The sequence below is a fragment of the Metabacillus rhizolycopersici genome (assembly GCF_020075705.1).
On record NZ_JAIQUM010000019.1, the window covers coordinates 44,790 to 65,540 of the forward strand.

Genomic DNA, 20,751 nt, shown 5'->3' on the forward strand with positions numbered 1-20,751 from the left:
TTTAAAAAGATGGGCTATTTGGAGGAGAACGCATGCCAACACCAAGCATGGAAGATTATATAGAACAAATTTATATACTAATTGAAGATAAAGGATATGCTCGTGTTTCAGACATAGCAGAAGCATTGGCTGTCCATCCCTCCTCAGTCACAAAGATGGTTCAAAAATTAGATAAAGATGAATATTTAATTTATGAAAAATATCGTGGACTTGTTTTAACGAATAAGGGGAAAAAGATGGGGCAACGACTCGTTTTTCGTCACGATTTACTTGAGCAATTTTTGAAAATTATAGGAGTAGACGAAGACAAAATATATAATGATGTTGAAGGAATCGAGCATCACTTAAGCTGGAATGCGATTGATCGCATTGGTGATCTTGTTCAATATTTTGAAGAGAATGAACAAAGAGTCGATACTTTGCGGAGCATACAAAAAAATAATGAAGAATAAATGAAGGAGAGACAGTAGTAGTCTCTTTTTTTTGTTGCTTAGTGTAAACAATAAAATTCTTGAACTGTGGCTAAGCGCACGACATCCACATCCAGAGATTTTGTTCTTGTTTAGGAAACTATAAAATTCTTGTATTGTGGCTAAGCGCATGACATCCAGCTCCAGCGCCTAGCCCCCTCGAGGTCATAAGCCACTTTTGAATTGAAGGCAAAGTACGCCTTCTATTCAAAAGTGGCTTATGCTTGTCGGGGCTGATCAAGGCGCTTGCGCTTTTGTTCTTAATAGAGATCTCGCTAATAATGTAAATAAACAAAAAAGAAGACTTATGTTATCGTTGTCCGTTTCATAAAATGGTCTAATTTCCCCTCAAAATTCTTACACTATAATGTAGGAAGGCTGAGAGGGGGAAGTCGAGATGGAAATTGACGGTGTTTTCTCAGGTGGTGGCATTAAGGGCTTTGCGCTTATTGGTGCCTATCAGGTCATCGAACAGAAGGGATTTACATTTAAGCGTATTGCTGGAACAAGTGCTGGTTCGATTATTTCCGCTTTTATTATCGCTGGTTATACAGCGGATGAAATATTAGAAATGATGGATGAGGTTGACTTGAAAACTTTTTTAGATGCCCGTAAAATGTTTTTACCGTTTTCACTAACAAAATGGATTTCGTTATATTGGAATCTGGGATTATATAGAGGGGTTAAGCTAGAAGAATGGTTGATCGCAAAATTGAAAGATCGAGGGATCTCAACGTTTGCTGATATTCCGCAGGGAGCGTTACGGGTCATTGCTTCTGATTTAACAAATGGCAGATTGATTGTCTTACCAGATGATCTCCCTAAATATGGAATAAATCCTGCTTCATTCTCAGTAGCGAGAGCCGTTAGAATGAGCTGTGGCTTACCATATTTTTTTGAACCAGTTCGGTTAGCGTCATCAACAGGTTTCAATCTTGTTGTAGATGGTGGAGTACTAAGTAATTTCCCGATTTGGTTGTTTTATCAAAAGAAAAAACACAATAAAAAAAGACCTGTCCTTGGCATTAAGCTAAGCTCCAACGAACAGGAACGACCGAAGAGAAAGATTCGTAATGCGATTGAGATGTTTAGCGGCTTATTTGAGACAATGAAAGATGCTCATGATGAAAGACATATATCTAGCAGGCATGAAAAGGATATTATTTTTATCCCTGTGGAAAACATCGTTTCCACCGAATTTCAGTTGAATGAAGAAAAAAAACTAGCCCTTTTAGAGCTAGGTCGAAATCGAACGAATGATTTTCTTACGAACTGGACGTTCTAAAAAGACGCTCGGTTTTTCTTTTTGCCTTTTTTTCCTTCAATCACTGTTAAATGTGTTGTTGGATTTTTTTTCCTAATTGCGGTCGTCTTTATTGCCTTTTTAGCGTGTGCAATATTTCTTACTTTTGTTCCACGGGACTTTTTGTCGTCGAAACGTCTTTTGGACCTCTTAGCGGCTTTTGTATAAGAGGAATATACTGAGCCGGTGCTTTTTCTTATAAATAGTCGGTAGAGAAGATAAATGACACCGGCTATTGCAGCATAGATAGCAATTTGTTTAAAGAACCCTAGTGGATTTGTGACTAGGGTTGTTATCAGTCCAATTGCACCTAACATAATAATTGCCAAGACGATCCCGTTCATTACACGACGATTCATCTAAACCCACCTCCAAGAAAAGATACCAATCATTATACAAATACATGACATAAGCTGATTTGTTAATTTTGCTATCACTTCGATATCCATAACAAAGAGCTTATTAAAACCTATGTTAGCTACTTCAACATTTAATTGATTAGTTGTTAGTAGCAGTTGAAAGGCTGTGATAGCCTGGAAAACGTAATATTAGAATTTCACGTAGTTGATTCAATTCCTGTCATTATTCTAATGATAACCGTAGTAAGGTTCATAGTTGTACGAATTGATTTACGAATTTACCGTCGGGTAGCATGATAGAAGTAACTTACTTCCGCTTCAGTCATATTAACAGATATTACGCTGAATGTTTTCAACAAAGACTTCAAAATTAGTCCCATAAGCTGAAAACAAATGACCAATTAATGATTTAAAGGATATAGCATATATATGCGAGTAATAACAAAAGTTTAAACTTCCTAATCAATTTAACGGATTCGATGCTGTGAATCGGCACTCGAATATGTTACATTCCATCAAATACAATACTTTTTATCACTTCTTTAGCCCCCTATTTGCAAGCATGTAAACAACATTAACCACTCAATTCTAATTCATTGCTACAGAAAGCATTGGTACATTAGAAGTAATATTATCTATATTCTACAGAATCAAATCGAAATCCTCTACAAAGATGATGAGTATTGGGAAAATGATTTCAAACAAACGAATTGATCCCACATTAACGAACGGTCATTCCCATCACCTACTCCAAAGGGAATGATGTAGCGAAGGTGGGGATACCTGCCTGTAAAGTTCAAATACGTCTCGCTTTATAGAAATAATTCTGTTGGAGTCTGTTTTTGCTAGATTAATTTGAAAATAAAGGCGATTTTAGGTGTTGATTGGAAATAATCCCTTTATTTACATTATACCCAGGCTTTCACTTCCTAGACTTCTAATTTTGATGTTATAAAAATTTTAATGAAAAACATGACTTTTTAAAAAATGGACATAGTAGTAATGGAGGTGTAGGTAGATGTCAAATGAAAAAAATAAAACAGATAGGAAAAATAATGAGAAAGCTAATCCAAACCTAGAGCAGAACAAAAAGGAGCCCCCAGTTTCGTCCGTTAATAAAGCGATTGTAACAGGTTTTATCGGTGGAATTTTTTGGAGCTTATTGGCATACTTAGCGCATATATTGAATTTTACTGAAATTAGTCCTAATCTTATCCTCCAACCGTTTGCATTAGGAGATTGGAAGAATGGAACGCTTGGCAATTTCATAGGAGTTGTTTTAATCGGCATCCTTTCAATTGGGGCCGCGTTGATTTATTATGCTATTTTAAAGCGATTTACCTCAATGTGGGTTGGAATCATTTATGGTGTGATGTTGTTTGCGCTTGTCTTTTTTCTGTTAAATCCAATCTTTCCTAATTTACAAACTGTTTTTGAACTACCGCGAGGAACAGTTGTAACGACCGTATGTGTCTATATTTTATTTGGGGTTTTTGTTGGCTATTCGATCTCCTTTGATTACAATGAATTAAATGCTGATGTTGAAAAACCGTAGGAAAACATAGTGTGATGGTGATTCTTTATGATAGAATGTTCAATAACTGAACATTCTTTTTTTAGTTTAGGAAATTATAAAATTGTTGTACTTTGGATAAGCGCACGGCATCCAGCTCCAGCGCCTAGCCCCTCTTGAGTCTAAGCCACTTTTGAATTGAAGGCAAAAAGCACCTTCTATTCAAAAGCGTCTTATGCTTGTCGGGGCTGATCAAGGCGCTTGCGCTTTTGTTCCTGTACTATTCAGTTTAAAAGTCTTGCTTGAGCACTAGGCACTTATAAGATGAAGGTGAAACATGTCTTCTGATTGTGAAGATTTTAGTTGCAATAGGCTTCTGCTGAGTCTCCGATTTTTTAATGAAACGAGGTGTAGTATTTATTATGAAGATTTTAGTGATAAATGGACCAAATTTAAACCGACTTGGTTTACGCGAGCCTACGATTTATGGATCTAACACATTAACCGATTTAGAAAAAAACTTGTTAGTGTTCGCAGAAACTGAACAAGTGGAAGTCGCTTGTTTTCAATCAAATCATGAAGGAGATATCATTGATGCCATCCATGAAGCAGAAGGTCAATTCGATGGTATTGTCTTAAATCCTGGTGCTTTTACCCATTATAGCTATGCTATTCGTGATGCAATTGCAAGCATAACACTTCCTGTCATCGAAGTACATATTTCAAATGTTCATGCCAGAGAGGAATTCCGGCACACTTCAGTAACGGCTCCTGTCGTTAGTGGTCAAATTGTTGGATTAGGGTTTAAAGGGTATGAATTAGCGATGCTTGCGCTAAAAGAACAGGTAGGAGGGAAAAATCGATGAAATTAGAAAAAATTCGTAATCGATTCAAAGAACTTTCTATTAATGGATTATTAATTACGAGCGATTATAATCGACGGTATATGACTGGATTTACAGGTACTGCAGGTGTTGCAGTTATTTCGGAACAAAAGGCTGTTTTTATTACTGATTTCCGTTATACTGAGCAAGCGGCCAAGCAAATTCAAGGTTATGAAATTATCCAGCATTCAGGACCAATCATCGAGGAAGTTGCAAAGGTTGTTAATGATTTAGGGATTGAAAAGCTTGGATTTGAGCAGGATCATCTAACATATCAGGCTTATGCTTCCTATAAAAAGGAATTGTCGAACTCCGAATTCGTCCCTGTATCAGGTGCAGTTGAAAAGTTACGCTTGATTAAGTCCCCTTCAGAGATTAAGATATTAAAGGAAGCAGCGGAGATTGCTGATGCTGCATATAAGCATATTCTAACGTATGTGAAACCTGGTTTAAAAGAAATTGAAGTTGCAAATGAACTTGAATTTTTTATGAGAAAAAATGGTGCTGTATCATCATCCTTTGATATTATTGTTGCTTCAGGTTATCGTTCGGCATTACCGCACGGGGTAGCAAGCGATAAATTAATTGAAAAAGGCGATTTTGTAACGCTTGATTTTGGTGCATACTATAAAGGTTACTGTTCCGATATCACTAGAACGTTTGCAGTTGGAGAACCGAGTGATGAGTTGAAGAAAATTTATTCGACTGTTCTAAAAGCGCAGTTACGTGGCATGGATGGGATTAAACCAGGAATGACAGGTAAAGAGGCAGATGCTCTAACACGTGATTACATAAAAGAACAAGGGTATGGAGAATATTTCGGACATTCAACAGGTCATGGTTTGGGAATGGAAGTTCATGAAGGTCCTGCATTATCGTTTAGATCTGACACTGTTCTTGAACAAGGAATGGTTGTCACAGTAGAACCTGGCATTTATGTTGCTGGTCTCGGTGGCGTAAGAATTGAAGATGATATTGTTATCACAGAAAATGGGAATGAGTCACTAACTCATTCGTCAAAAGAACTTATTATTTTGTAATAGGGAAGACATGTTCTTTACATATAAGAATGAAAATTTTTTCTAAGAGCGATTTATGCTAACATAAGCATATTTTGTTCTTAATTCCTTATTTAAGCTATTTATAGGAGGCTTTTTTATGATTTCAGTTAATGATTTTCGTACAGGACTAACAATTGAGGTTGATAACGGCATTTGGCGTGTAATGGATTTCCAACACGTAAAACCTGGTAAAGGTGCAGCATTTGTCCGTTCGAAACTACGTAATCTACGCACAGGAGCTGTTCAAGAGAAAACATTCCGTGCAGGTGAAAAAGTAGCAAAAGCGCAAATTGAAACACGTAAAATGCAATATCTATATGCAAATGGCGATCAACATGCATTCATGGATACAGAAACATATGATCAAATTGAATTACCATCAACTCAAATTGAAGATGAGTTAAAATTCTTAAAAGAAAACATGGAAATTCAAATTATGATGTTCGGTACTGAAACTTTAGGTGTGGAATTACCAAAATCAGTTGAATTAGAGGTTGCTGAAACAGAACCTGGTATTAAAGGTGATACATCATCAGGTGGTACGAAGACGGCCGTTTTAGAAACTGGTTTATCTGTCCAAGTTCCATTCTTTATTAACCAAGGGGATAAACTTATTATTAATACGAGCGAAGGTTCTTACGTTTCACGTGCGTAAACAATCAAACTCAAAATAGAGATGTGAAAAAGAAGTTAATCGCCTACTTAGTATAGGTAGTTAACTTCTTTTTTTTATGGGGAATTTGCGATGAAACAAAATGAATGTTTAAAATAATATCGCTTTCGAAGGGTTCTTTCTTGTAAACTTCGTGATCCATTAGACTAATTCCTCATTAAAAGAGTAGAGCATTAATGCTTACTTACCCAATTAGTAAGTTTACTCTCCAAACCCAGTAGCACAGGACATGCGTTTTTGAATGTAACTTACATTAAGCAGTACCTTTATCGATTGCCTTCATCAAAGCTTTAGCAGCTTTTTTTACACCACTTCGTTGATCATCAACATATTCTTCAGCAATTCCTCTGATCTCAAGTATACATTCTGGAGCACTTTTACATACATTTAATAGTCCAGTTAGAACTCGACCACGATGTTTTCCTTCCCACATTAAAAGTGTTTCCTTTAAAATCGGAAAGGCTGTAAGAGCTTCTTGCTCACCGATTTCTGCATAATTACAAACGGTTTGGACTGAGTAATCTCTTACAATTGTACTTTTGTCAGATTCAATGAGTTTCTTTATTTTTGGTAATAGAAGAGAAATTTGCGTTGGTATGTTTGTCGTGATTAACGATATTGCATGAATAGCTTCCCAACGAATACGTGTTGTTTTTGATGAAAGTAATGGTAGTAAATGATCAGTAAAGGGGACAACTAATTCTGGTTTCTTTTCTGCCACCATTGTAAATACTTCCGCACAATCACCAATAAGTGCTTTGTCTTTACTTGTTAAGCCATCTTTAATTTCCTTTAGAAGGGTAGGGTTTTGGATACATTCCTTAGCAACGAATCGATTTCCTTCTTCTGTTTTTTCTCCAACTTGAGATGAGAGCAATGAAACAATCGTCATTTTGATACTCCTCGTTTTTGTTATTCATTATTATTATATTTCCCTCAGCCTTCTTTGTCTAAAACTCTTCACTTAAGCATATGGTGTACAAACCGTATCTGAGGAGGAACCCATGAAACGAATTTTTTCACACATCGATTCAACTGTCTTAACGATGGCAGGTTTACGTTTCTTGTCTGCATCGATTGAATTAACCGCAGCTATCTTAATGCTCATGCTCAATGATGTAAAAAAAGCAGTGACGATCAATTCATTATTAGCAATCGTAGGTCCTGTCATTTTTATTGCGACGATGACGATTGGTATTTTCCAGATTGCTGATCAATTATCTTACGCAAAATTGATTTTTATAGGACTTGGAGTATTTTTTATTTTGTTTGGAATTTACAAGTAAAATACCAGATGAATGATGAGGAAATCATCCTGACAATTATGTCATGAATAAGGCCAAGCTTGCATACATTGGAAATAACGAAATGGCAAATAGGAGGAAGCGATATGAAGGAAATAATCGAGATGCTTCCGGAATCACTCAGTAACCAATTAGTGAAACTTCATCCTTCAAGTTTAGCTCGAATTGAGGAAATTCGGATTCGTGTGATGAAGCGGGTTGAAGTCATCATTTCAGGCAAACCTGTATTTCTTTCCTATGTGACGACATACGAGGACTCAATTAACCTGCTAAACGAGCTAAGCCACTATTCAATTTATACGTTAGAGGAAGAGTTAAAGAAGGGCTATATAACAGTTCGTGGAGGGCATCGTGTCGGACTATCTGGAAGAGTTATTACTGAAAATGGACGAGTTAAAGCGATTCGTGACGTTACATCATTCAATATTCGGATTGCGAAAGAAAAGATAGGTATTGGAGAGAAATATGTTCCATATCTTTATGAGAAGAAGTGGTTGAATACATTAATTATCGGACCGCCACAAACAGGGAAGACAACATTGCTGAGAGATTTTGCAAGAGTTATCAGCAGTGGGTATAAAGAGATTGATTCTAAAAAAGTAGGTATCGTTGATGAACGATCTGAAATCGCTGGATGTGTGAAAGGGGTTCCACAGTATGAACTCGGTGAACGGATTGATGTCCTTGACGCTTGCCCAAAGGCTGAGGGCATGATGATGATGATTCGTTCAATGAGTCCTGAGGTGTTGATTGTCGATGAGATTGGGACGAAGGAAGATGCAGATGCAGTAATGGAGGCTGTCCATGCAGGTGTACAGTTATTTGTCACAGTCCATGGTTATCAAGCTAGTGAACTTTTTAAACGTCCTACGTTAAAAATGTTATTTGAAGCAAATGTGTTCGAACGCTACATGGAATTGTCAAGAAAGAATGGACCTGGGACCGTCCAGCAAATTCTGAATCAGCATGGTCAGCATTTTATGATAGAAAGAAGTGTGACCTAAATGATCAAGTGGATGGGTGCAGTACTAATTATTGTTGCAACGACTTGGGCCGGTTTTGAAGCAGCCAAGCACCTAAGTGAAAGAACTCGGCAGCTAAGGCAGCTTAAAGTTGCCCTTCAATCATTAGAAGCTGAGATTATGTTTGGTCATACGTCATTAATTGTGGCCGCGCAAAATATTTCAAAGCAATTACCGAAGCCTTTATCTTTGTTTTTTGACCAATTTGCCAAAAAGCTTGTCAAAGGTCATACGAGTGTGAAAGGTGCATGGGAGGAAAGTCTTCAAGAGGTTTGGCGCTACACCGCATTTAAACAAGGTGAGTATGAAGTGTTAAAACAGTTTGGTGAAACACTTGGTCAGCATGATCGCATTTCACAGCAAAAACATATTAAGTTAACGCTTTCGCATTTAGAACGAGAAGAAGCGGATGCAATTGATCGCCAAAATCGATATGAACGAATGATGAAAAGCCTAGGAGTTTTGTCCGGAGTGCTCCTAGTTATTTTATTGATGTAGTTGTAGAAGGGAGTTGGCTTTAGGTGGGCGTAGATATTAACACAATCTTTCAAATTGCCGGGATAGGAATCGTTGTTGCATTCCTCCACACAATTTTAGATCAAATGGGAAAAAAAGAATATGCACAATGGGTAACACTTATCGGCTTCATCTATATTTTGTTCATGGTCGCTTCGATTGTAGATGATTTATTCAATAAGATAAAATCGGTGTTTCTTTTTCAGGGGTAAGGGGGGCTTCTCATCGAAATCATTCAAATCGTTGGCCTGGGGTTAATTGCGACCTTTCTTGCCCTCATCATAAAAGAACAAAAGCCCACCTTTGCCTTTATGTTAGTTGTCTTTGTTGGCTGTGTCATTTTTTTATTTTTGGTCGATCAAATATATGAAATTATTAGAATGGTAGAGAGAATTGCGATTAATGCAAGTGTTAATCTCATTTATGTAGAAACCATTTTAAAAATAATAGGGATTGCTTATATTGCCGAATTTGGCGCGCAAATCACGAAAGATGCCGGCCAAGGTGCGATTGCTTCAAAGATCGAACTAGGAGGGAAAATTCTTATCCTAACAATGGCAATCCCTATATTAACTGTCATTATTGAAACGGTACTTGGAATGATCCCAGGAACATAATCGTAGAGGGAAACCTAGTATTGTCTTGAAGATTCATTCCAATGAGGAGTGGAACGTGCAAGCTACATGATGATGTTTTAAGAAAGCCAATCTATTTGCAGATTTGTTCCACTGCAAAGAATATGTAAGCGGGTGCCGTCCCCTTACCATTGGAGGTGTGTGAATGCGAACTTTCCTTTCTACGATTCTTGTTTTAATTTTTCTAGCAAACTCGTTAAATGTACAAGCCCAGGAGCCACCCCAACAAAACCAACAGCCTGACATACCCAATGCAGATATTATTGTGGAGGAGCAGGTTGGAAAACTTGAAATTAGTGATATTAAAAAATATTGGGACGAAGTAATGACAGAATATGGCGGATTTTTACCTGAAAGCCAAAAGGGAAGCTTACTTCAATTTTTAAGTGGGGAAAAAGAACTGTCCTTCCAAGAGTGGATGATGGCGTTTCTAAAATTTTTATTTCACGAGTTAATTGCCAATGGAAAACTGTTAGGAACGCTAATCTTGTTAACTGTTTTCAGTATGCTTTTACAATTATTACAAAATGCGTTTAATCAAAGCACGGTAAGTAAGGTTGCTTATGCACTCGTATACATGGTTTTAATAATTATCGCCTTAAATAGCTTTCATGTTGCGATTCAATATACGAACGATGCCATACAATCGATGACCAATTTCATCCTTGCGTTAATTCCTCTTCTGTTAGCTTTAATGGCATCCTCAGGTGGACTAGCCTCAGCAGCCTTTTTTCATCCGGTCATTATTTTTTTAACGAACACAAGCGGCTTTTTAATTCAGCATGTCGTGTTACCACTTCTATTTCTCTCAGCGTTACTAAGCATTGTAAGTACAATGACAGATCATTATAAGGTTACCCAGCTTGCAGGCATGTTAAGAAATATAAGTATCGGGCTTTTAGCCTCATTTTTAACGATCTTCCTTGGAGTTATTTCTGTACAAGGAGCTTCAGCAGCTGTCACCGATGGAATTACAATCCGTACAGCAAAGTTTATTACGGGGAACTTTGTTCCTATCCTCGGAAGAATGTTTACCGATGCGACAGATACTGTCATTAGTGCTTCTGTCTTATTAAAGAATACGGTGGGAGTGATCGGGGTTTCCGTCCTGTTATTTATTGCTGCTTTTCCCGCACTTAAAGTGCTATCACTTGCTTTCATTTATAAATTTGCTGCCGCGATTCTACAACCACTTGGTGGAGGACCTGTTATCAAATGCTTGGACATAATCAGTAAAAGTGTCATTTATATTTTCGCAGCATTGGCCATCGTCTCACTTATGTTTTTTTTAAGTCTAACAGTCATCATTGTCGCTAGTAATCTAACAATTATGATGCGGTAAGCGAGACTTCCATCAGTAAGATTTTTCTAATGGTTAGCGAAACTTCCATTAATATGGGAAGGGGGATCTACCGTGTCATTTTTAACAGAATGGATTACCAATATTATCGTATTTATTTTACTCGCCGTTATTATTGATTTGCTTTTACCAAATTCATCAATGCAAAAGTATGCAAAAATGGTCATTAGTCTTTTATTAATTATGGTCATTATCAATCCAATCTTTAAACTTTTCTCTGCAGATATGAATGAATTCCTTGCAGAAGTCCAGTTGGGAGACTCCACACAAGAAAATGACACAAAAAATTTAATAGATTTGCAGAAAAATGAAATACAAGCCTCACAACGTGCATATATTTTAGAACAAATGGCTGTCCAAATGAAGACGATGGCGAATGAGGAGCTGGTGCAAAAATATGAAGTAACAATCGATCAAATCCTTCTTTCCGAATCAGAACAAGCAGTCGACATTTATTCTCATGAGGATCTGCAACATATTCAAGTTATTTTACAAAGTAATGCAGCAACGGAAGTAGTAGGTACTGTAGCTGTGGAAGACGTCCAGTCAATATCCATAGATACAAAAAAGGAGCAAGTAACAGACGATCAAGCAGATAATCTAAATTCTGCAGAAATTGCAGCTTTCTTAGCAAAAATTTGGGAAGTAAAAGAAGAAAAAATCACACTAGAATTGGAAGGGGGGGAGGAGTCATTAGATGAGCAATAAAGAAGGCTTCATTCAAAAGCTAAAGTCAATATTAGGTCAATCAAACTCTAAGAAACCATCAAAATATCAATACTTTATACTTGTTCTCGTGTTAGGGGTGGCATTTATGCTTGTCAGTAACCTTTTTACAAGTGGGGAAGAACAAGCAAATAATGTTTTACCAGTTGCGTCTACTTCCTCGGAAGAAAGTACTGAAGTGTTTAAGCAATCGAAAGGTAGAAGTACTGACTCCATCTCTGATTATGAAGCAGAATATGAAAATCAATTAAAAGAAGCACTAGAAACGATATCTGGTGTTGGAACTGTTTCTGTCGTTGTAAATGTTGAATCAGCTGGCGAAAAAATTGTAGAGAAAAATAGGATAACGGGGAATCAGGTGACGAAAGAAACTGACCGTGAAGGTGGCAAGCGAGAAGTAGAAGATCAATCAACAGATGAACAAGTTGTCATCATTCAAGACGGTGAAAAGGAAACTCCGATTGTCGTGCAAACAAAAAAGCCTGAAATTCGCGGAGTGTTAATCGTCGCCCAAGGTGCTGACAACATTTATATAAAGAAAACAATTATTGAATCAGTTACACGAGTATTAGGTGTACCTAGTCATCGTGTAGCCGTGGCATCGAAAAAAATGAAGGAGGATGAATAGATAATGTTGAAAAAACAAACAGTTTGGCTTTTAACAATGCTAAGTTTAGTGGTGGTATTATCTGTCTATTACGTAACATCTCCAGAAGGTGGAACAAGTGATATGGTCATGACAGAAGAGAGTCAAAAGTCAGGTGAAACGGCAGTAGATGAAAAGATAGAATCAGAAGAGAATCAAAAGTCAAGTGAAACGGCAGTAGATGAAAAGATAAAATCAGAAGATGAATTAGCAATGGAAGAGCAAATGGCTGAAGAAACTCCAGCAAAAGAAAGTACTGATGGTGCAGCTACAGAAGAGGTTGAGGATCAAGGTGAAACGGAAGATAAAGGTGCTGTAGAAGGTGAAACTGGGGCTGAGGAAAGCAAAGTACAAACGGAAAAGTTTAAAGATGGTACAGAGATATCTAGTATTTCAAGTGATGAGCTATTTACTCAATTACGCCTTCAAGTGGACGACCAACGCAACGAAGTAAAAGAACAACTACAATCGATTGTAGCAAGCAATGAGGCGACGGTTGATGAAAAAAGTGATGCATATGATGAAATGGATGCATTAAATGACGCTGCAAATAAAGAAGCAATACTAGAAACTCTAATTAAATCTCAAGGCTATGATGATGCACTTGTTCGAGCTGACGGAACCAATGTGAAAATAACAGTAAAAGCAAAAGATCATGACAAATCATCTGCAAATAAAATCATGGCACTTGTAAGAGATGAAATGGAAAATATGGAAGATGTTATCGTTACATTTCAACAATAATAAATAGCTTATTAATCAATAGTGGACCAATCCGAAATAGGATTGGTCTTATTTGATGTTTGGAAACGGCAGCATAATGTGGATTATTTATTAATTGAACCATATTCTTATTTCCGCCACATTTTTCTGTGAGAATTGAATCACCTTCTACCAGATTGATCTAGGTTCACATTGAGAAAAATAAATCTCCCTTAATTTATCTTTTTCTACAAATCGATTGAAATGTATATCAAGTCTTAAATGTAATCGTACGGTATTTCTTTCAGTTACTGATCTTGCCAGATTAAGCAGACCATTTTGAACTAGTCCTCCTCCGGATAATCTCAGGTATCAATCTCCATTATGCATAAGAAAGACAAAATGGTATGATAAGATGTACAGGAATTTCAGTGGAGTTGTTATGAGTTGGATATAAAGGGTAACTATAGAAGATACTGGGGATATGTGTTAGAAACCTTCCTATATGGGTATAATTGTGGTTGAATTTCTACAGTAATGTATCGTAAGATGTTATAATAATACTAAGTTTTAGTACTAGATTATAAATTAGTAGTTCATGTTTGTTTGTACATGAACATATGATTGAAGGAGTGCCAATGCATGCTAAAAATACAAGAAATTAGAGAAATCATTAAATTAATTGATTGTTCTTCTATTAATGAATTTTCATTTGAACATGAAGGTTCAAAAATAAAAATGAAAAAGCTAACACAAGAAGTTGAATCGGTTGTACATAATGTTGTCACTGCTCCAGTAGCTGAATCAGTAAAAGTTCAGCCTGTACAAGCAGCTGCTCAAGTTGATAACGCTCCAGAACAAGGAAATGTAGTAGAGTCAAATTCTAATACAGCAAACTTACATAAGATTACATCTCCAATGGTAGGAACTTTTTACTCTGCATCGTCTCCTGAAGCAGGCGACTATGTCGAAGTTGGATCGAAAGTGACAAATGAAACAGTTGTTTGTATCGTAGAAGCAATGAAACTTTTTAATGAAATTGAAGCAGAAGTAAAGGGTGAGATTGTCGAAGTACTTGTTCAAAGCGGACAGCTTGTTGAGTACGGTCAACCTTTATTCCTTGTAAAGCCTGAGTAAGGAGCTAAAATGATGATTAAGAAATTACTAATTGCCAACCGAGGAGAAATTGCTGTTCGAATCATTCGAGCATGTAAGGAACTTGGGATAGAAACAGTTGCTGTTTTTTCTGAAGCAGATCGTGAAGCATTACATGTACAGTTAGCGGATGAGGCCTACTGTATCGGACCGACTGCTTCGAAAGATAGTTATTTAAACTTTACAAATATTATAAGTGTTGCAAACATAACAGGAAGTGAAGCAATCCATCCTGGATATGGTTTCTTAGCTGAAAATGCTGATTTTTCCGAGCTTTGTAAAGAATGTAATATTATCTTTGTAGGTCCAAGCGCAGACGCCATTACAAAAATGGGGACGAAAGATATTGCAAGAGAAACAATGCGTGAAGCAGGTGTGCCGATCGTTCCTGGATCTAAAGGGATTGTTGAGGACATCGATGATGCAAAAAAATTGGCAAATGAAATGGGATATCCTGTTATAATAAAAGCAACAGCAGGTGGCGGAGGAAAAGGAATCCGTGTTGCGAAAGATGAGCAAGCACTTGAAAAAGGGCTTGAAATTACACAACAAGAAGCAGCTACTGCTTTTGGTAACCCTGGTGTTTATATTGAGAAATATATTGAAGATTTCCGCCATGTTGAAATTCAAGTGATAGCTGATTCACATGGGAATGTTATTCATCTAGGTGAACGTGACTGTTCTATTCAACGTAGGCTGCAGAAGCTACTTGAAGAAACACCATCACCAGCCATTGATGAAACGCTTCGTGCACAGATGGGTGAGGCAGCAGTTAAAGCAGCTGCAGCTGTTGCTTATACTGGTGCAGGAACGGTTGAATTTATTTTCGATCATAATAAGAAGAAGTTTTATTTTATGGAAATGAATACGCGCATTCAAGTGGAGCACCCAGTTACAGAGATGGTAACTGGTATCGACTTAATAAAAGAGCAAATTAAAATCGCTTCAGGTGAAAAATTATCTGTTACTCAAGAAGAGGTAACCTTTAATGGCTGGTCAATTGAATGTCGTATCAATGCTGAGAACCCTGAAAAGAATTTTATGCCGTCTCCAGGAAAAATTAACTATTATTTGCCGCCTGGTGGTTTCGGTGTTAGGGTTGATTCTGCAGTATATCCGGGATACACAATCCCACCGTACTATGATTCGATGATTGCAAAGCTGATCACTTATGGTGCGACAAGAGAAGAAGCAATTGCTCGAATGAAGCGGGCATTAAGTGAATTTGTCATCGAAGGAGTTGCTACGACAATTCCGTTCCATTTAAGACTACTTGAGCACGAACAATTTGTTTCAGGTGATTTTAACACGAAATTTTTAGAATTGTATAAGGTCATGGATTCGTAAATTTATTCGGAGGTGCCGACCCATGAAAGAAACTAATAACGTTTTGGAAATGAACCAAGAGAATAATGCTTTAGGTAAGGTAGAAATCGCTCCAGAGGTAATCGAAGTGATTGCTGGCATCGCTGCTTCAGAAATTGAAGGTGTTGCATCAATGAGAGGAAATTTCGCAACTGGTGTTGTAGAGCGACTTGGTAAGAAGAATCACGGTAAGGGAGTTAAAGTTGACCTTACTGAAGAAGGTATCGTTATTGAAGTATATTGTGTGATGACTTTCGGAGTTTCTATTCCAACCGTTGCACAACAAATTCAAGATAACATCCGTCAGGCTTTACTAAATATGACTGCTTTAGAAGTTAATGAAGTGAATATTCATGTAGTTGGCATTCAATTCGAAACAAAACCACAAGAAGTCGAAATCGATCAAGAAATGTAAGAGATAATGGAAGTGCCTTTGTCTAGACTAAGCAAGTAAAAGACATGAGTGACTTGGCTGCTTTTGATTTGACTCCAAATTGAGTACAAAAATATATACTTACTTATCTTAGTTAAAAGCAAAGCCAGAGGGTTAGCGCCCTTTGGTTTTCTTTTGTTTTCTGAAAACATTATTTAGCGTTTTGTCCATTCTTAATGAACCGTAGCCCCTACCTCAGAGATTCAAGAAAAACAATAAAGATAGATGTGGGATTACATGCCCATAATGATCAGATAAGTCTCGCTTTATAAATTTTCATAGAGTGGTTATATTGATAATATAGAAAAAAAGTTAAGAAAAATGTAGACTAATGAACCTCTGTAGTCCGTAAGCAACAAAAAGAAGTAAAAGGGTATAAATGACGAATGTTTTTGGTGATTGTAACTATATTATTCGTTATTACATAAAAACAATCCAATTTCAGAATGAATCTAATAGCGAGATATGGTATGATCACTGTATGACATTCGACATTATTTTTGCACATTAAAGGAGCAAGTAAAGTATGAAACGAAGAACAGCAAGAGAAAAGGCACTACAGTCGCTATTTCAGGTGAATGTTAGTAAAACAGAACCAAACGAAGCAATTGAACATGCAGTGGGCGAAGAAACTCCGAATCAATTTATGAACAATCTTGTTTTCGGTACAATTGAGCATGAAAATGAAATAGATGCCTTAATTACCCCTCACCTCGTTAATTGGACAATTGATCGTTTAGCTAACATCGATAAAACGATTTTACGAATGGCAACATACGAGCTGAAATATGAGCAAGATGTTCCGTCTAATGTAACAATTGATGAAGCAGTAGAGTTAGCAAAAGCGTTTGGTGATGATCATTCAAGTAAATTCGTGAACGGTGTCCTCTCTAAAATAAAAAAAGATCTTGAAGGTTAATTAAATATTTGGAGGAATTTAGAATGACTGCAACGATTATTGATGGGAAAGAGTTATCAAAAACAAAAAGAAGTGAACTTGCAAAAGAAGTAGAACAAATTAAAGCAAAAGGCTTACTTCCTAAGTTAGTTGTTATTTTAGTAGGTGATAATCCTGCTTCACTATCTTATATTAGAGGTAAACAAAAGGCCGCTGAGGAAATTGGAGTTGGCTTTAAGTTAGAGAATTACCCTGAATCTTTTTCTGAAAAAGAATTACTTGAAGTCATTGAGCACTACAATAACAATGATGAGTACCATGGGATTTTAGTTCAACTTCCACTACCTGCACATATTAACGAAACAGCTGTTGTTGAAAAAATTTCACCACTTAAAGATGTTGATGGTTTCCATCCAGTTAATATCGGACGAATGATGACAGGTCAAGATACATTTCTTCCATGTACACCAGCAGGAATCGTCGAGATGATTAAATCAGTTGGCGTTGATATGGTTGGAAAGAATGTTGTTGTTGTTGTTGGTCGTAGTAATATTGTTGGAAAGCCAGTTGGTCAATTGCTACTCAATGAGCATGCAACAGTAACATATTGTCATTCGAAAACGAAGGATTTATCATCGTTTACAAAAGAAGCAGACATTTTAGTTGCTGCTGTCGGACGCGCTAATTTTATTAAAGGCGAAGATATTAAACCAGGTGCTGTTGTTATCGATGTCGGTGTAAACAGACTCGAAAGTGGAAAGTTATGTGGAGATGTTGTATTTGATGAAGCGAAGGAAGTTGCGAGTTTCCTAACACCAGTTCCAGGTGGAGTAGGGCCAATGACAATTACGATGTTAGCTCATAATACTGTTCAATCTGCGAAGCAATTTCTTGTCGAATAGGAAACGATAAAATACTTGTACTGTGGAGAAGTGCACGACATCCAGCTCCAGCGCCTAGCCCCTCGGGGTCACAAGCCACGTATGAATTGAAGGCAAAGTACGCCTTCTATTCATACGCGTCTTATGCCTGCCTTAGGCTGATCAAGGCGCTTGCGCTTTTGTTCGTAACAAATAAGCCTTCTTAACGTTTCTTTTGAAGGATGAAATGTAATAGTATTAAATCGGGACGGGGATTAATGATTTTGACGCACACTTACTTAAGTGCTTCAGTTCTACCCTTTCCCGATCCTTCAAATAAAGCTAGAAGTACCTGAAAAAGGAGGTTGGAGGAAATGAGTGAAATAAAATATGTAACGGTCACAGCCTTAACCAAGTACATAAAACGTAAATTTGATGTTGACCCACATCTAACGGATATATGGATCAAAGGTGAGATTTCAAATTTTAATTTACATAGCCGTGGACATATGTATTTTACACTTAAGGATGAAAAGGCAAGAATTCAAGCTGTCATGTTTGCTGGAACAAATAAATCACTTAAATTTAAACCTGAAAATGGAATGAAAGTGTTACTTCGCGGTGAAATTTCTGTTTACGAACAAAGTGGCGGTTATCAGGTATACGTGAAGGAAATGCAACCGGACGGAATAGGTAGTCTATATTTAGCATACGAGGAATTAAAAAAGACTTTGCAAAAAGAAGGTCTATTCGATTCAGTACATAAAAAGCCGATTCCAAAATATCCAGATCAAATTGGGGTTATCACCTCACCGACCGGGGCTGCGATTCGTGATATTTTAACAACGATCAATCGTCGGTACCCACTTGCAAAAGTTATTTTAATTCCTGCTCTTGTTCAAGGAGTTCAAGCAGGCGCTTCTGTAGCGGAAGCGATAAAAATGGCGAATCAATTAGGTACTTTAGATGTGTTAATCGTTGGTCGTGGTGGTGGTTCGATTGAAGAACTTTGGGCATTTAATGAAGAAATCGTAGCAAGAGAAATTTTTGCATCGCAAATACCTATTATCTCGGCTGTTGGGCATGAAACGGACTTTACGATCGCGGATTTCGTTGCAGATTTACGAGCTCCAACCCCAACAGGTGCTGCCGAATTAGCTGTACCTCATTTTTCTGAATTAATGGATCGTATTTCAGAACGTAAAAATAGATTAAAAAGATCAATTCAGGAAAAAATCACCTCTAATAAAAATCGATTGAACCATTACCAAACATCCTATGCCTTCAAATATCCAAAACAGCTATATTTACAAAAGGAGCAACAGCTAGATTTAGTAGTTGAGCGTCTCCATAAAGAAGGACAAAGGGCAATAATCCATAAAAAAGACACTTTCAGACATTTGGAAAATCGCCTTGCAAATGTACATCCAAAAGATCAGGTGAATCGTTCAAAGGAAGCGTATGAATCTTTAATGAATAAGTTGAATCGAGAGATGAGTTCTGTATTAACACAGAAACATTCGCAATTTAAAGAAACAATTGCTAAACTAAATGCACTAAGTCCATTAAAGGTGATGGACCGGGGATATAGTCTTGTTTATCATGAGAAAAAGCTCATCAAAAGTATAAATCAAATTGAAGCAGGCCAGATTCTGAAAGTACAGCTTAAAGATGGCAATCTAGACTGTCAAGTACAAGGGATAGAGGAGCGAACTGTTAATGAGTAAAGAAGAACAAATGAATGAGAAAGTTTCTTTTGAACAAGCAATGCAAAAGTTAGAAGAAATTGTTGGAAAGCTTGAAGAAGGTGATGTACCACTTGAAAAAGCAATAGAGTATTTTCAAAAGGGAATGGAGCTTTCCAAGCTTTGTCATGATAAACTACAGCATGTAGAAAAGCAAATGGATTTTATTTTGAAAGAAGATGGGGAATTAAAGCCATTTGAGTTACAGGAGGAGGGGAAATCTTGACGATTCAGCTGAACGAATTTTTAGAATCACGTAAACAAAGAATTGAAGAGGCAATGCCTGAATATATCGAACAGCTTCATGCACCAAAGACGTTAAAGGAAGCTATGAATTATTCGTTAGCTGCGGGCGGAAAACGAATACGACCTATTTTGGTTTTAGCTTTGCTTCATACATATAAACAACCTGAGGATGCAGGGATAGCAACCGCCTGTGCCGTTGAAATGCTTCACACATATTCCCTTATTCATGATGACCTACCAGCAATGGATAATGATGATTTACGACGTGGAAAACCAACTAACCATAAAGTATTTGGTGAAGCAATGGCCATTTTAGCTGGTGATGGATTGCTGACACAAAGCTTTTCCTTGATTGTAAATGATACACATCCTTCTGCAGAAAACAAAATTCGTGTTGTTTCTGAATTAGTTCAAGCGGCTGGTGCTGAGGGAATGGTTGGTGGACAAGTTGCTGATATGGAAGGAGAAGCGAAGAGTTTAACCCTTGATGAGCTTCAGTATATTCATGAAAACAAGACAGCAAAACTATTAGGATTTAGTATAATCTCTGGGGCAATTTTAGCAGGTGCTCCTGAAGAAGATGTTGAAAAACTACGTCAATATGCTTATCATCTAGGTATTGCTTTTCAAATCCGTGACGATATTTTAGATATTGAAGGAAACCAAGAAACAATTGGTAAGCCAGTAGGATCTGACACGACAAATGAAAAAACAACATATCCTTCTATCCTAACGATGCAAGGTGCAAAAGCAAAGCTCAATGACCACATTGACTATGCAAAGGCTGCACTAAATAGCATATCCGTTCCTTCTGGTTTACTCGTACAAATTTGTGATATGATTGCTGAGCGAGATCATTAAACAGATTGACTAAT

24 protein-coding genes and 1 pseudogene are annotated in these 20,751 nt (G+C 37.1%); 23 read left to right on the forward strand and 2 right to left on the reverse strand.

Translation table 11 applies throughout. The features are described from left to right. Positions 1 to 32: 32 nt before the first annotated feature. Together mntR and K9V48_RS10790 are read left to right on the forward strand one after the other, a co-directional pair. Complete coding sequence (mntR, locus tag K9V48_RS10785; protein ID WP_111614107.1) at positions 33 to 452, forward strand: transcriptional regulator MntR; 420 nt, start codon at positions 33 to 35, stop codon at positions 450 to 452. Between the two features lie 415 nt (positions 453 to 867). Continuing rightward, positions 868 to 1,755 carry a patatin-like phospholipase family protein gene (locus K9V48_RS10790; RefSeq protein WP_224139010.1) on the forward strand — a complete coding sequence of 296 codons (888 nt, stop codon included), beginning with the start codon at positions 868 to 870 and terminating at the stop codon, positions 1,753 to 1,755. Here the strand turns inward: K9V48_RS10790 and K9V48_RS10795 are convergent. Further along, on the reverse strand, positions 1,752 to 2,132 hold the full coding sequence (locus K9V48_RS10795; protein WP_224139011.1) for an SA1362 family protein: 381 nt from the start codon (positions 2,130 to 2,132) through the stop codon (positions 1,752 to 1,754). The genes K9V48_RS10790 and K9V48_RS10795 overlap by 4 nt on opposite strands. A 1,018-nt stretch (positions 2,133 to 3,150) precedes the next feature. Here K9V48_RS10795 and K9V48_RS10800 point away from each other — a divergent pair. From K9V48_RS10800 to efp, 4 genes are all read left to right on the forward strand, one after another. Beyond that, positions 3,151 to 3,687 carry a YqhR family membrane protein gene (locus tag K9V48_RS10800; RefSeq protein WP_224139012.1) on the forward strand — a complete coding sequence of 179 codons (537 nt, stop codon included), beginning with the start codon at positions 3,151 to 3,153 and terminating at the stop codon, positions 3,685 to 3,687. A gap of 380 nt (positions 3,688 to 4,067) precedes the next feature. Further along, the gene (aroQ, locus tag K9V48_RS10805) at positions 4,068 to 4,511 is read left to right on the forward strand and encodes a type II 3-dehydroquinate dehydratase (protein ID WP_438803886.1); all 444 of its coding nucleotides are present in this window, start codon (positions 4,068 to 4,070) and stop codon (positions 4,509 to 4,511) included. Beyond that, positions 4,508 to 5,569 carry a M24 family metallopeptidase gene (locus tag K9V48_RS10810; protein ID WP_224139013.1) on the forward strand — a complete coding sequence of 354 codons (1,062 nt, stop codon included), beginning with the start codon at positions 4,508 to 4,510 and terminating at the stop codon, positions 5,567 to 5,569. The genes aroQ and K9V48_RS10810 overlap by 4 nt, the downstream gene beginning before the upstream one ends. A gap of 118 nt (positions 5,570 to 5,687) precedes the next feature. Beyond that, the gene (gene efp, locus K9V48_RS10815; RefSeq protein ID WP_111614113.1) at positions 5,688 to 6,245 is read left to right on the forward strand and encodes an elongation factor P; all 558 of its coding nucleotides are present in this window, start codon (positions 5,688 to 5,690) and stop codon (positions 6,243 to 6,245) included. Between the two features lie 271 nt (positions 6,246 to 6,516). Here the strand turns inward: efp and K9V48_RS10820 are convergent, their stop codons facing one another. Beyond that, positions 6,517 to 7,155 carry a hypothetical protein gene (locus K9V48_RS10820; protein WP_224139014.1) on the reverse strand — a complete coding sequence of 213 codons (639 nt, stop codon included), beginning with the start codon at positions 7,153 to 7,155 and terminating at the stop codon, positions 6,517 to 6,519. Positions 7,156 to 7,267: 112 nt separating this feature from the next. Between K9V48_RS10820 and K9V48_RS10825 the strand changes: the two genes are divergently transcribed. The 17 genes and pseudogenes from K9V48_RS10825 to K9V48_RS10905 all read left to right on the forward strand — a co-directional run bounded on the left by K9V48_RS10825 (position 7,268) and on the right by K9V48_RS10905 (position 20,737). Next, a complete protein-coding gene (locus K9V48_RS10825) occupies positions 7,268 to 7,549 on the forward strand; it encodes a YqhV family protein (RefSeq protein WP_224139015.1) in 282 nt (93 codons plus the stop codon). Positions 7,550 to 7,653: 104 nt separating this feature from the next. Beyond that, positions 7,654 to 8,571 (forward strand): stage III sporulation protein AA, encoded by a 918-nt coding sequence (gene spoIIIAA / locus K9V48_RS10830; protein WP_224139016.1) that lies wholly within the window; start codon positions 7,654 to 7,656, stop codon positions 8,569 to 8,571. Beyond that, a complete protein-coding gene (gene spoIIIAB, locus K9V48_RS10835) occupies positions 8,572 to 9,087 on the forward strand; it encodes a stage III sporulation protein SpoIIIAB (protein ID WP_224139017.1) in 516 nt (171 codons plus the stop codon). A 23-nt stretch (positions 9,088 to 9,110) separates the two neighbouring features. Next, entirely contained in the window at positions 9,111 to 9,317 is a 207-nt protein-coding gene (spoIIIAC, locus tag K9V48_RS10840) for a stage III sporulation protein AC (RefSeq protein WP_111614118.1), read from the forward strand. 12 nt (positions 9,318 to 9,329) lie between these two features. Next, on the forward strand, positions 9,330 to 9,722 hold the full coding sequence (gene spoIIIAD / locus K9V48_RS10845; protein WP_308012556.1) for a stage III sporulation protein AD: 393 nt from the start codon (positions 9,330 to 9,332) through the stop codon (positions 9,720 to 9,722). Positions 9,723 to 9,885: 163 nt separating this feature from the next. Then, positions 9,886 to 11,043, forward strand: a pseudogene (gene spoIIIAE / locus K9V48_RS10850) (stage III sporulation protein AE); the annotation flags it as partial. A gap of 111 nt (positions 11,044 to 11,154) precedes the next feature. Then, complete coding sequence (gene spoIIIAF / locus K9V48_RS10855; protein WP_224139019.1) at positions 11,155 to 11,808, forward strand: stage III sporulation protein AF; 654 nt, start codon at positions 11,155 to 11,157, stop codon at positions 11,806 to 11,808. Further along, positions 11,798 to 12,454: a stage III sporulation protein AG gene (gene spoIIIAG, locus K9V48_RS10860; protein ID WP_224139020.1), complete on the forward strand. Its 657-nt coding sequence runs from the start codon at positions 11,798 to 11,800 to the stop codon at positions 12,452 to 12,454. Before spoIIIAF ends, spoIIIAG begins: the two co-directional genes overlap by 11 nt. A 3-nt stretch (positions 12,455 to 12,457) precedes the next feature. Then, positions 12,458 to 13,216: a SpoIIIAH-like family protein gene (locus tag K9V48_RS10865; protein WP_224139021.1), complete on the forward strand. Its 759-nt coding sequence runs from the start codon at positions 12,458 to 12,460 to the stop codon at positions 13,214 to 13,216. A gap of 600 nt (positions 13,217 to 13,816) precedes the next feature. Further along, complete coding sequence (gene accB / locus K9V48_RS10870; RefSeq protein WP_224139022.1) at positions 13,817 to 14,311, forward strand: acetyl-CoA carboxylase biotin carboxyl carrier protein; 495 nt, start codon at positions 13,817 to 13,819, stop codon at positions 14,309 to 14,311. A 12-nt stretch (positions 14,312 to 14,323) separates the two neighbouring features. Further along, positions 14,324 to 15,676 (forward strand): acetyl-CoA carboxylase biotin carboxylase subunit, encoded by a 1,353-nt coding sequence (accC, locus tag K9V48_RS10875; RefSeq protein ID WP_224139023.1) that lies wholly within the window; start codon positions 14,324 to 14,326, stop codon positions 15,674 to 15,676. A gap of 22 nt (positions 15,677 to 15,698) precedes the next feature. After that, positions 15,699 to 16,109 carry an Asp23/Gls24 family envelope stress response protein gene (locus tag K9V48_RS10880; protein WP_224139024.1) on the forward strand — a complete coding sequence of 137 codons (411 nt, stop codon included), beginning with the start codon at positions 15,699 to 15,701 and terminating at the stop codon, positions 16,107 to 16,109. Between the two features lie 544 nt (positions 16,110 to 16,653). Continuing rightward, the gene (gene nusB / locus K9V48_RS10885; protein ID WP_224139025.1) at positions 16,654 to 17,046 is read left to right on the forward strand and encodes a transcription antitermination factor NusB; all 393 of its coding nucleotides are present in this window, start codon (positions 16,654 to 16,656) and stop codon (positions 17,044 to 17,046) included. 23 nt (positions 17,047 to 17,069) lie between these two features. Next, positions 17,070 to 17,927, forward strand: a complete 858-nt coding sequence (gene folD, locus K9V48_RS10890) for a bifunctional methylenetetrahydrofolate dehydrogenase/methenyltetrahydrofolate cyclohydrolase FolD (RefSeq protein WP_224139026.1) — start codon at positions 17,070 to 17,072, stop codon at positions 17,925 to 17,927. 332 nt (positions 17,928 to 18,259) lie between these two features. Then, a complete protein-coding gene (gene xseA, locus K9V48_RS10895; RefSeq protein ID WP_224139027.1) occupies positions 18,260 to 19,612 on the forward strand; it encodes an exodeoxyribonuclease VII large subunit in 1,353 nt (450 codons plus the stop codon). 10 nt (positions 19,613 to 19,622) lie between these two features. Then, positions 19,623 to 19,856, forward strand: coding sequence for an exodeoxyribonuclease VII small subunit (locus K9V48_RS10900; RefSeq protein WP_224139038.1), 234 nt, complete (start codon positions 19,623 to 19,625; stop codon positions 19,854 to 19,856). After that, positions 19,853 to 20,737: a polyprenyl synthetase family protein gene (locus K9V48_RS10905; RefSeq protein ID WP_224139028.1), complete on the forward strand. Its 885-nt coding sequence runs from the start codon at positions 19,853 to 19,855 to the stop codon at positions 20,735 to 20,737. Before K9V48_RS10900 ends, K9V48_RS10905 begins: the two co-directional genes overlap by 4 nt. Positions 20,738 to 20,751 lie beyond the last annotated feature (14 nt).